8 protein-coding genes are annotated in these 12956 nt (G+C 32.7%); 6 read left to right on the top strand and 2 right to left on the bottom strand.

The window, feature by feature from the left end:
- The first annotated feature begins 1 nt into the window (after position 1).
- Positions 2-964 carry a transporter family protein gene (locus AAEO58_RS11605; protein ID WP_341683535.1) on the top strand — a complete coding sequence of 321 codons (963 nt, stop codon included), beginning with the start codon at positions 2-4 and terminating at the stop codon, positions 962-964.
- Positions 965-998: 34 nt separating this feature from the next.
- Here AAEO58_RS11605 and lysS read toward each other — a convergent pair whose 3' ends face one another.
- Entirely contained in the window at positions 999-2696 is a 1698-nt protein-coding gene (lysS, locus tag AAEO58_RS11600) for a lysine--tRNA ligase (RefSeq protein ID WP_341683533.1), read from the bottom strand.
- 298 nt (positions 2697-2994) lie between these two features.
- Between lysS and lipB the strand changes: the two genes are divergently transcribed.
- On the top strand, positions 2995-3690 hold the full coding sequence (gene lipB, locus AAEO58_RS11595) for a lipoyl(octanoyl) transferase LipB (RefSeq protein ID WP_133610663.1): 696 nt from the start codon (positions 2995-2997) through the stop codon (positions 3688-3690).
- A gap of 237 nt (positions 3691-3927) precedes the next feature.
- Here lipB and AAEO58_RS11590 read toward each other — a convergent pair whose 3' ends face one another.
- Positions 3928-4587, bottom strand: a complete 660-nt coding sequence (locus AAEO58_RS11590) for a ribonuclease HII (RefSeq protein ID WP_341683531.1) — start codon at positions 4585-4587, stop codon at positions 3928-3930.
- A 198-nt stretch (positions 4588-4785) separates the two neighbouring features.
- On the opposite strand from AAEO58_RS11590, the gene AAEO58_RS11585 reads away from it, so the two are divergent.
- The 4 genes from AAEO58_RS11585 to AAEO58_RS11570 all read left to right on the top strand — a co-directional run bounded on the left by AAEO58_RS11585 (position 4786) and on the right by AAEO58_RS11570 (position 12942).
- Positions 4786-7857: a SusC/RagA family TonB-linked outer membrane protein gene (locus AAEO58_RS11585; protein ID WP_341683530.1), complete on the top strand. Its 3072-nt coding sequence runs from the start codon at positions 4786-4788 to the stop codon at positions 7855-7857.
- Positions 7858-7869: 12 nt separating this feature from the next.
- Positions 7870-9408, top strand: coding sequence for a RagB/SusD family nutrient uptake outer membrane protein (locus AAEO58_RS11580; protein WP_341683528.1), 1539 nt, complete (start codon positions 7870-7872; stop codon positions 9406-9408).
- A 91-nt stretch (positions 9409-9499) separates the two neighbouring features.
- The gene (locus AAEO58_RS11575) at positions 9500-11386 is read left to right on the top strand and encodes a putative porin (protein WP_341683526.1); all 1887 of its coding nucleotides are present in this window, start codon (positions 9500-9502) and stop codon (positions 11384-11386) included.
- Between the two features lie 194 nt (positions 11387-11580).
- Positions 11581-12942 (top strand): pyridoxal-phosphate dependent enzyme, encoded by a 1362-nt coding sequence (locus tag AAEO58_RS11570; protein ID WP_133610653.1) that lies wholly within the window; start codon positions 11581-11583, stop codon positions 12940-12942.
- The last annotated feature ends 14 nt before the right edge of the window (positions 12943-12956 follow it).

Raw genomic sequence — 12956 nt, 5'->3', positions numbered from 1 at the left:
AATGAAAAAATATATTATTATTTTCCTATTGATTTTTCAATATGGATTTACAACCGAAAAAGACAGTTTGTCAACAATTAATCCGTTTTTAAAATTTCATCAAGTTTCTTATGAGTTTTATGAGGATTGCGATGCTTGTGGTTGTTCAGCAAGTGGCGGAAGTATGGGTTTTGCCTCTATGTTAAATACTAATTTTGTCGGAATTCGTTATTTTAATCAATCGTATAACAGTACCGATGGTTTATATAGTAATTCGGCTTGGTACAACGAAAGTTATAACACTATGCAGGTTTGGGCACGAATTCCAGTGGTAAAGAAAGTGCAAATTTCTGCTTTAATTCCGTATCATTTTCACAATCGAGAATCAGCAAATGGGAAACAAAATGTTAGCGGAATAGGAGATATTACCATTTTAGGAATGTATCAATTGTACCAAACGCATAAGGATAGTACCGTTTTAGTTCATTCATTGCAGGCTGGAGCTGGAATAAAACTTCCAACTGGAAAATTTAATGAAGCTAATAATGGTAGTTTCAATCCAAGTTATCAAGTAGGAACAGGAAGTTTGGATTATCTTCTAGCTACTGAATATGTAGTAAAAAGAAAACAATTTGGACTAAATACCATGCTTAATTATGTGATTAAAACGGAAAATGATAAAAATTATCGTTTTGGAAATCAATTCAATTATTCAGGAACTTTTTTCTATTTGTATGAACTAGAAAAGTATTCAATAGCTCCGCAACTTGGTTTTGCAGGTGAAGTATATGAAGATAATTATCAGTTAGGACAAAAAGTTCGTAATACTGCTGGCGATATTTTCTTTGGTAAATTGGGCTTTGAAATAGGAAAAGATAAATTTTCTGTTGGAGCAAATGTAATGCTCCCAATTACTCAAAATTTGAATGGAGGTAATCTTGAAGCCAATTACCGTTGGAGTTTGAATTTGAATTATAGTTTGTAATAAAAAAGGAACTCATTTGAGTTCCTTTTTTTAATTATTTTCCTAAATATTCAGCAATTTTATTATCGCCGTCAACTGTAATCTTCATTAAGCCATGTTTGCTAATACCTTTGCTGGCAGCATCCCATTTTTTACCGCTTAACTCTGATTTTATTTTTAAATCACCAATCGAAATTCCTTCGTTAGCTTTTAAAATTTCAATGATGTGTTTTTCGTCTTCAGTTAATTCTGGTCCTTTTTTCTCTGGTCGCATTTGAGGGAAGAACAATACTTCTTGAATCGATTGATTGTTCGTTAAGAACATAATCAGTCTGTCCATTCCAATTCCTAAACCAGAAGTAGGAGGCATTCCGTACTCTAAGGCTCTTAAGAAATCTTCATCGATAATTCCGTTTGCTTCGTCATCACCTTTTTCGGCTAAAGCCATTTGTGCTTCAAAACGCTCACGTTGATCAATTGGGTCGTTTAATTCGGAATAAGCATTTGCAATTTCTTTTCCACAAACCATCAACTCAAAACGCTCCGTTAATTCAGGATTATCACGGTGCGATTTACACAATGGCGACATTTCTTTTGGATAATCGGTAATGAAAGTTGGCTGAATGAAGTTACCTTCACATTTCTCACCAAAAATTTCATCAATTAATTTTCCTTTACCCATGGTATCATTCACTTCGATTCCCATAGATTTTGCAGCTTCGCGCAATTCATCTTCCGATTTTCCAGTAATGTCAAAACCTGTAAATTGTTTGATGGCATCGGTCATCGTTACTCTAGCGTAAGGAGCTTTAAAGTTTACTTTATGTTCGCCAAAAGTAGCTTCTGTTGTTCCGTTAACTTGAGTAGCACAATATTCTAAAAGGTTTTCAGTCATTTCCATCATCCAGTTGTAGTCTTTGTAAGCTACATAAATTTCCATTGCAGTAAATTCTGGATTGTGCGTTCTGTCCATTCCTTCGTTACGGAAATTCTTCGAAAACTCGTAAACACCGTCAAATCCACCAACGATTAATCTTTTTAGATATAATTCGTTAGCAATTCGCATATATAATGGAATATCTAAACTGTTATGATGCGTAATAAACGGACGAGCAGCCGCTCCACCAGGAATCGATTGTAAAACCGGAGTTTCAACTTCCATGTAACCTGCTTCGTTAAAAAACGTTCTCATAGCAGTGAACAATTTAGTTCTCTTCATGAAAACTTCTTTCACATGCGGATTCACCACTAAATCTACATAACGCATACGGTAACGTAATTCTGGGTCAGTAAACGCATCAAAAACGTGACCTTCTTCGTCAGTTTTTGGTAACGGAAGCGGTTTTAAAGTTTTGCTCAACATTTTAAAATCATCCACACGAACGCACATAGCGCCCACTTTCGTCATGAATAATTCTCCTTCAATTCCAACAAAGTCACCTAAATCGGTTAATTTTTTGAAAACTTGATTGTAAAGCGTTTTGTCTTCACCTTCGCAAAGCACATCGCGATTAAAATACAACTGAATTCTTCCTTCGCTGTCTTGTAATTCAGCAAACGAAGCTTTTCCTTGATCACGAACACTCATCAAACGTCCAGCCAAAATAACCTTCTTACCTTCTTCAAAATTTTCCTTCACTTGCTTTGAAGTGTGATTCACCGGAAATAAATCCGCTGGATAAGGGTTAATTCCAAGTTCGCGTAAAGCGTTTAGTTTGTCTCTTCTAATGATTTCTTGTTCCGAAAGTTGCATAGTATTGTATTTAAGCGTGCAAAGATAATTTATTTTGTTTCAAGTTCAAAAGTTTCAGGTTTCAAGTTTCAAGTTTCGAGATTCAGGTTTTTCATCACCCATCACCCATCATCCATCACCCATCATCCATCACCCATCATCCATCACCCATCATCCATCACCCATCATCCATCACCCATCATCCATCACCCATCATCCATCATCCATCACCCATCACCCATCATTTAGCTTCCATCTTCCATCATCAAAAAACTATTCGTATCTTTGCATCACTTTTCAAAACACAATTTCGTTTACCATGAATAAAAAAGTCCAACTTCAAGATTTAGGAAATAAAGATTATAAAGACACTTGGGATTATCAAGAAGAATTATTCAAAGAAATTGTGGACATCAAAGTTCAAAATAGGAGAGAGGAAACTTCAATTGCTACACCAAATTATTTTTTATATGTAGAACATCCACATGTTTATACTTTAGGAAAAAGCGGCGATGTTTCAAATTTATTACTTTCTGAAAAACAGTTGGAAGCAAAAGGAGCCACTTTTTACAAAATAAATAGAGGAGGTGATATCACCTACCACGGACCTGGGCAAATTGTAGGTTATCCTATTTTAGATTTAGAAAACTTTTTTACTGATATTCATAAATACTTACGCTTTTTAGAAGAGGCTATCATTCTAACTCTAGCAGAATATGGTTTACATGGAACTCGTAGCGAAGGCGAAACCGGAGTTTGGTTTGATGTAGGAACGCCATTTGCAAGAAAAATTTGCGCTATGGGCGTTAGAGCTTCACGTTGGGTAACCATGCACGGTTTTGCATTAAATGTAAATGCCGATTTGGGATATTTCGATAATATCATTCCTTGTGGCATAAAAGGAAAAGCCGTTACTTCAATGCATGCTGAATTAGGAAAAGAAATAAACGAACAAGAAGTAAAAGAAAAAATTCTAAAACATTTTCAAAATTTATTTGAAGCAGAGATTGTGTAGGTAAATTAATCCTAAGTTTTTCCTTACTTATCCCATACATGTCCCATGCATATCTAGGATATAAAAGGGTCTTTAAAATTGCGTGATTAATTTATAAGGTAGAATATTTTCTTTGTGTTTGTTAAAAATAAAGTTAAAAGTGTTTTAGTTCGGTGCAAGTATTAAAAGTAAAACGCGCTGTGTATCTCTATTCAACGAAACAAATTAAAAAAAATTCCGTGTACCTCTGTGTAAATTCTATAATTCCAAAGTCAACTGTTCAGGCAATAATCGAAAACTCATTCGGTGATATTTGCAAGGACCATATTTTTTGATGGCTTCTCGGTGGTCTTTTGTTGGGTAGCCTTTATTTTTCTTCCAATTGTACATTGGAAATTCTTCATGGATTTTATCCATGAATTCGTCTCGGTAAGTTTTTGCCAAAACGGATGCTGCTGCAATACTTAAATACTTACTATCGCCTTTAATAATACTTGTTGTAGGAATTGATTTTAAAATTTCAATTTCCTCTGTAGTAAAAATCTTTCCTTTTTTTTGTTTCATACCTAATTTTCCATTTAAAGGACGATTTCCATCTACAATTATATACTCAGGAGTTGGATTTAGCTGCAAAATACACTCTTGCATAGCTTTCATTGAAGCATTTAAAATGTTTATTTCGTCAATTTCATTTGGGAAAATATGGGTAACTGCAAAACTAATTGCTGTTTCTTCAATGACCGGCTTTAATTTTTCTCTGTTTTTTTCGGAAAGTTGTTTGGAGTCATTCAATAGAATGTTTTCAAATGCCGCAGGTAATAATACAGATGCTGCAGTTACAGGGCCAGCCAAGCATCCTCTCCCAGCTTCGTCGGTTCCGCATTCCAATATTAAATTACTGTAACTTTTACTTAACATGCTTTTTTTTGACAAAAATATAATTTTATACGCAACCTTTTTGCAATATATTCATCTTTATAATGGGTTTGTTCCATAAAATGTTTTTTTAATTCTAAAACTTTAACAAAAATAAATTAGTAATATTCCGAAGTATTATTTGTTTATTTAAGAAATAATTAAGAAGTTTGCGGAATAACTAACTCAAATAAATTTAATATGAGATCGAAGTTCAAATGGATTTTTACGCTTTTAGTAGCGTTTACGATGCAGTTTTCGTTCGCGCAAGAGAAAACTGTAACAGGTCTAGTTTCTGACGAACTAGGGCCTATCGCTGGTGCAAATGTAGTTGTTGAAGGAACAACTCGTGGTACTACTACAGATTTTGATGGTAAATATACTATCAAAGCAAAACAAGGTGAAGTTTTAGTAATTTCTTACACAGGTAAGAAAGTTGCTAAAATTTCTGTAACTGCTGCAAGTACTTACAATGTGTCATTAAAAGATGATGTTGTTGAAGGTAAAGATGTTGTTATTCAGGGTTATAAAACGGTAACCAAAAAATCTTCAGTTATAGCTTCTGCTGTAGTTGATACTAAAACTATTGAAAACAGACCAAATCCTAACGTAATGAATACGTTACAAGGTCAGTTATCTGGGGTGAATATCACTGCTAGTTCTGGTCAACCTGGTGCTAAATCTGAAGTTATTATTAGAGGTTATGGTACAATTAATGGTAATACAGATCCTCTGTATGTAATTGATGGTTTTCCATCTAATGCTGATGCTTTTAGATCAATAAATCCAAATGATGTTGAAACTGTAACTGTTCTTAAAGATGCATCTGCAACTTCTCAGTACGGTAATAGAGGAACAAATGGAGTTATTTTAATCAAAACTAAACGTTCTGCTTTGGGTTCTGCAAAATCATCATTTAGATATTCATCGCAATACGGTGTTGGTTATTTGCAAAATCCTAAATACAAGTATGCTAATGCAAAACAGTTGTTAAAAATTGAGCAAAATTTTGGTGCTGGTTTAGGTGCTACTTTAACTGATGCTGATATTGATGCTTATGATGTTGATACTGATTGGGTTGATTACTTTTTCAGACCATCAAATACTCAAACGCACAATTTAAGTTTTGATAATGCTTCTGAAAAAATGAGTTCTTTTACATCTTTAGGATATACTAAACAAGATGGTATTTTATTTACAACTGGTTTACAAAGATTTAATTTAAGAAACAATATTGGTGGTAAATCTGCAAATGATAAATTTACATATCAAGTAAGTACTTCATTTGGTTACTCAAAAAATAATGAAGCTACAAATTTAGGTACCGGAGCTATCAATAGAAATTATATAAATGGTGCTTTCTTAGGAGCCCCTTACGTTTCTCCAGATGTTTATACAGGTTCTGCATCTGCTTTTGATTTTTATAATAATACTCCAGGTTTGCTAGCTACTCCAATTATGTTGATTGATAAGTTAAATACTTACGAAAACTTAACTGAGGAAACTAGAATTGAAGTTGCGACTGATTTTGCTTACAAATTGACTGATAATTTTACTTTAAGAACAAGACTTAATGGTTTGTACTTAAGTAATAGATTCTTTCAAGCAGAATTTCCAAATTCATTTAATGCTCTTTTGTTTTCTCCTACTGCTGGTGTTTCTTCTCTTGACGGTGGTGCTTTCAATGGTTTTGAAGATATCAATCAAAGAAGAGAATTCGTATACAATAATTTATATCAATTAGATTATTCTAAGAAATTTAACAAACATACAATTGGTGCGTCGTTAAATTTTGAGTACAATTATTCAAAATTAAATTCAAATAACTTCAGACAAAGAGGTTTAGATCCGATTTTATTTGTTCCAAATACGGGTGCTGGTTATATTTCTGATAATGGAACTGATGATAATTATGTTCCGCAAATTTCAGCTTCTAGTTTAAGAAATGATTTAGTTTCTTATTTTGGAATGTTTGATTATGATTATGATTCTAAATATGGTATTTCTGCAAGTTTTAGACGTGATGGTACATCTAGATTCTTAGAGGATTATCGTTGGGGTAATTTCTGGTCTGTTGGTGGTAGATGGAATATTGATGAAGAAGCATTTATGGAAAATGCAACTAATGTAAATGTTTTAAAATTACGCGCGTCTTATGGTTCTACAGGTAATCAAAGGATAGCTAACGGATCAATTTATGCTGGAATTATTCCTCCTCCATATGTTAACTCATGGACTTTAGCTAATAACAATTATGCTGGTGGTCAGGGTTATAACTTAAATTTAGGACGTCCTGAAAATCAGTGGGAAACTACTTATCAAGCGAATGTTGGTGTAGATTTAGAAATGTATAATTCAAGATTAAGAACTAATATTGATGTTTACAATAGAATAACTAAAGATTTATTTATTGATAATCCTATTTCAGCTGTAGTTGGTTCTTCTGGTCTTAGAGGTAATTCTGATGCAAATGTTACTAACAAAGGTGTTGAGTTAAATGTTGCTTATGACATTTTTAAATCTGATGACTTTTTGTTTACATTAAGAGCTAATGGTTCTTATAACAAAAACACTGTTGATGGACTTGTTTCTAATGGTGGTAAGGTTATTAATCAAGATGGTTCTGGTTATTCATTTATTACTCAAAATGGTGGTTCAATTTACGAAGCTTATGTTTATCCTTACATAGGAGTTAATCCTGTAAACGGTAATTTATTGTTTGAAGATATTAATGGTAATGCTACTGAAAACCCATTTGCTTCTGATAGAAGAGCTACTGGAAAGAACTTTGTACCAACTTATCAAGGTGGTTTTGGATTTGACTTATCTTACAAAGGGTTTTTCGCTTCTACAACTTTTACTTATGTGTTAGATACATGGAGATTTGATTCTGATGAAGAGTCATTATTTGATGTAGGTAATATTGGTCAATTCGTTGTTGGTTCTGACATGTTAGATGCTTGGACACCTACTAACACTGATACAGATGTTCCTTCTTTGAGTGCTACAAATACTGGTGCTACTGGTAACTCTGATAGATTTTTAAGAGATGCTTCTTACCTAAGACTAAGAAATGCTCAAATTGGTTATAAAGTTCCATCTAAGCTATTAGAGCGTACTTTTATTTCTGATTTGTCATTTACTGTTCAAGGTGAGAATTTATTTACTCTTACTAAATGGAAAGGTTTTGACGCTGAAAGTAATAGACTAGCTGATGGTAGTCAATATCCAACTGCTAAAATTTTCACATTCGGTGTTGATATTAAATTCTAAAAAAATATAATTATGAAAAAATTATTTTATTTCTTATCATTAACGGCATTATTTACTGCTTGTGATGATAGCTTGGAGCCATTTACTCCAGGTGCTGTTTATGAAGATGTTGCTGTTAGATCTTACAATGATCTTAATAGACTTATGAATAATTCAATGAATATTATGACCAATAGAGAGGAATATTCATTTACTTCAATTTTTACAGATGAAGCTGCTCCTGGTACTGATAATGGAGGTCAAGGAATTAGTGGTTCTGATGCTTATTATTCATATTTTTTAAATCCGTCTTCTTTTGCGCCAGAGGCTATTTGGTCTTCTAATTATAATGCAATGGCACAAATTAATCTTATTTTAGAAAACGTTGATGATGCAATTGTTAGAGATCCAAATAATGAAGCTTTATTAATCAGATTGAAAGCTCAAGCAAAAATTATGAGAGCTTTAGCTCATTTAAAAGTTTTGGCTTATTTTTCAACTGATTTAACTAATGATGCTGCACTTGCTGGTATTATTGCTGATAGAACATTTTTGTACACAGAACAGCCTCCTAGAGCAACTGTAGGTGATACTTATGATTTTATTCATCAAGATTTAAATGATGCAATAGATATTTACGATAATAATACTTTGCCTGCAGTTTCTAATAATAGTTTTTTTCCTACTAGAACATTGGCTTTAGCCTTAAAAGCAAGAGCATATGCTTACAAAAAAGATTATGTAAATGCTGAAATTTGGGCTGATCAAGCAATTGCTGCTGGTGTTGCTCTTGCAACTAGAACTCAATTGGCTTCTGTTTTCCATACAACTAATGCTCCTGCAACAACAGAAGTTATTTTTAAATTTAGAAGAACTGTACAACAAAACAACCAAGGTACTAATTTACACAATGGTTGGGTTTCTGTAGATAATACAATTAATGGTTCTTGTTTCTATGAAGTTTCAAGAGGTTTGTATAATGCACTTGTTGCTGCTCCAGGTACAGATGCTAGAACATCTATCATCGTTGGACCAACTTCTTTAATTGATCCTAATTATGCTACTTCGCCTAATGTTAGAGATTCTGATATCTTAGTTCCATTTAAACACGGAGGTGCTAGTGCTACTACTTCTGCTAATAGATTTAACCCAGATTTTGTACAAGTTAGGGTTTCTGAAATGTATTTTATTAAAGCTGAAGCAAGAGCTGCTGAATCAGATTATACGGGTGTAGCTAATGCTCTAAAACAAATTACAGACAGACGTTTTGTAACGCCTCCTGCATTACTAGTTTTAACTACTGATCAACAGGCTTGGAAAGCTATTTTAGACGAAAGACGTAAAGAGTTAGCTTTTGAAGGTCACAGATTTATTGATTTAAAAAGATTATACTCAGTTGCAGGTGTAACATCATTTGATAGACATCCTGCAGATTATGATCCAGCAAGTTTAAATTTCCCTGGAGGTAATCCTGCTAATTTCAATTTTACTAATAATACTAAATGGGCTTTACCAATTCCGTTTGTAGAACTTAATGCGAATGGTTCATTTGGTCAAAATCCTGGTTACTAATATTTAGTATATCAAATATTTAAAAGGGCTACTTTTGTAGCCCTTTTTTTATTCCCTATTTTCTCATTACATTTGTCATTATTTTATGCAAATGAAAAATTTATTTCTTCTATTTCTTTTCGTTACTTTTTCTGTTGTTGCTCAAAAAAACACAAAAAATGTTATTGATCAAGACACTTCAAAAGTTGTCAAAGCCCCTATAGATCTATATAAAATCTACACCCTACATAAAGACACCACTTATGTAGATACTTCGCTTACCATTCAAAGTGAATACAAATACAATTTATTACGTAAAGATATTTTCGGATTGATGCCTTTTGCAAATGAAGGACATACTTATAATTCCTTAGATTTTGGATTGTACATCAAAAGTGCTGCTCCAAATTTTGGCTTCAAAGCCAAACATTTTAATTATTTAGAGGTCGATGATATAAATTATTATTCGGTGCCAACTCCTTTGACCGATTTGTATTTTAAGACGGTTATGGAACAAGGGCAAGCTTTAGATGCTTTTTTAACCGTTAATACGAAGCCAAATCTCAATTTTTCTATCGCTTATCGCGGACTTCGTTCTTTAGGAAAATACGTGAATAATTTAACAAGTTCAGGTAATTTTAGATTTACTACTAGTTATTTTACTAATGATAAACGTTATATTCTAAATGCTCACTTTACGGGTCAAGATATATCCAATCAGGAAAATGGTGGAATCGTAAATGCTGAAGAATTCGAAACTAGTGAAGATCCATTTAATGAAAGAGAAAGAATAGAAGTTTATTTTACCAATGCTACATCACTTTTAAAGGGAAATCGTTTTTTTATTGATCAATCTTTTAAGTTGAATAAAACAAATCCCAATAGTTTAGTTTTTACACATCAATTCAATCAAGAATATAAGTTTTTCCAATTCACACAGCCTACTATTAGCGAAAGATTTGGTGATACTTATACAAATAACATTAGTACTAAAACTCGATACAATCATTTATACAATAAATTTGGAGTAGCCTATAAAACTAAATCTTATGGTGATTTGGAATTTTTTATAGACGATAACAATTACAACTATTACTACAATAGTGTTGTTTATGACGCTCTTGGAAATATAACGGTACCAAATGCTGTTTCAGATAGAATTAACATGGTGGGTGGTAACTATTCCTATCTAATTAATAATGTAAATGTAAGATTACATGCTTCACAATCAATTTCAGATCAATCAATTTCAAATATTGAAGCTACTGCAAACTATAAAGTGAATGAAGATTATAATTTTCAATTCAAATACCAAAAATTAAATAGTTTGCCTAATTTGAATTTCACATTGTACCAAAGCGGTTATGTGGATTACAATTGGTTTAATAATTTTAAAAACGAAAAGCTGAACCAATTTGAATTTTCAGCTCAAACTAAATGGTTAAACGTTTCTGCAACATACAAAGTTATTAATGATCACTTGTTTTTTGATAATCAAACAAATGATATAACAGAGTTAATGGTAAAGCCAGTACAATACGATAAAACCATTAATTATCTTTCAGTAAAAGCAAATAAAGAAATCAAGTTTTGGAAATTAGCTTTAGATAACACTATTTTGTATCAATCCGTTGATCAATCAGACGATGTTGTTAACGTACCCCAAATTGTAACCCGAAATACCTTGTACTTTTCAGATTACGTTTTTAAAAAGGCAATGTTTTTACAAACTGGAGTTACCTTTCAATATTTTTCTAAGTATTACGCTAACGACTATAATCCTTTACTTGGTGAATTTTATGTGCAAAATGAAACTAAAATAGGTGGTTTTCCTATGTTTGATTTCTTCGTAAATGCAAGAGTAAAACAAACCCGAATCTTCTTAAAAGCAGAACATTTCAATTCAGCTTGGACAGGTTATGATTTTTATTCTGCGCCAAATTATCCGTATAGAGATTTTATGGTTCGCTTTGGTTTAGTTTGGAATTTCTTTAAGTAGAAACGATTGGCTTGGGCATTTTTGCAAACCGTGTTCCTGCTGTTCGCTACAATCTGTCATTGCGAGCTTGCGAAGCAATCTCACAATAACAGGATTTTCACTTCCATCAGGGTTAGATAGCCAATCATTTTCATTTTTGTATTCGTAATATTCACACTATCTTTGCAAAAAATAACATCAGACATTCATAAGCAATGAAATACGCAAAAAATATATTAGAAACTATTGGTAATACACCTTTAGTACAATTAAACAAAGTAACTGCTGAAGTTGATGCTTTGGTTTTAGCTAAAGTTGAAACTTTCAATCCAGGAAATTCTGTAAAAGACAGAATGGCTGTAAAAATGATTGAAGATGCAGAAGCTGACGGAAGATTAAAACCAGGAGGAACTATCATTGAAGGTACTTCAGGAAACACAGGTATGGGTTTAGCATTAGCCGCAATCGTAAAAGGTTACAAATGTATTTTTGTAATTTCTGATAAGCAATCTAAAGAAAAATCAGATATTCTTCGTGCAGTTGGAGCAAAAGTAATCGTTTGTCCAACCGATGTTGAACCAACAGATCCACGTTCTTATTATTCCGTATCTAAAAAATTAGGAGATGAAATTCCAAATTCTTGGTACGTAAATCAATACGATAATCCAAGTAACGCAATTGCACATTACGAACAAACTGGTCCAGAAATTTGGGAACAAACCGAAGGAAAAATTACACACTTTGTAGTGGGAGTTGGAACTGGTGGAACAATTTCAGGTGTAGCTAAATATTTAAAAGAAAAAAATCCAAACATCAAAATTTGGGGAATAGACACTTACGGTTCAGTTTTCAAAAAATACCACGAAACTGGAATTTTCGATGAGAATGAAATCTATTCGTATATCACAGAAGGAATTGGAGAAGACATTTTACCTAAAAACGTTGACTTTTCATTAATCGATGGTTTTACAAAAGTTACCGATAAAGATGCAGCTGTTTATACAAGAAAAATCGCGTTAGAAGAAGGTATTTTTGTTGGAAACTCCGCTGGAGCTGCTGTAAAGGGTTTATTGCAGTTAAAAGAACACTTTAGTCCAGAAGATGTAGTTGTGGTCTTATTTCACGATTCTGGAAGCCGTTATGTTGGAAAAATGTTTAACGATGATTGGATGCGCGAAAGAGGTTTCTTAGAAGAAGAAATTACAAAAGCAGAAGATTTAATCAAAGAACACATCGATAAACCATTAGTAATTGTTCGTACAGAAGAATTAGTTTCACATGCTATCGAAAGAATGAGAAAATATAAAATCTCTCAAATTCCAGTAGTTGATGTAAATGGATTTGTAGGTTCGGTTGATGAATCGGATTTATTCCAAAGTTTCATTTCAGATAAAAACACTGCCGAAAGACCAATTCGTGAAGTAATGGGAAAACCATTCCCAATCGTAAAAATTGGAACACCGGTAGAAGATGTTTCTAAACTAATCACTAAAGATAACCAAGCGGTTTTAGTCGATTTAGGAAATGGAAAACATCACATAATTACTAAATATGATATTATTGGTTCAATAAAATAATAAAAAAAGGACGT

It is taken from the genome of Flavobacterium helocola (assembly GCF_038289885.1).
Taxonomy (GTDB): Bacteria; Bacteroidota; Bacteroidia; order Flavobacteriales; family Flavobacteriaceae; genus Flavobacterium; species Flavobacterium cheniae.
The sequence above is the reverse complement of the archived record's forward strand: the minus strand, read 5'-3'. Positions and strand labels throughout refer to the sequence as shown.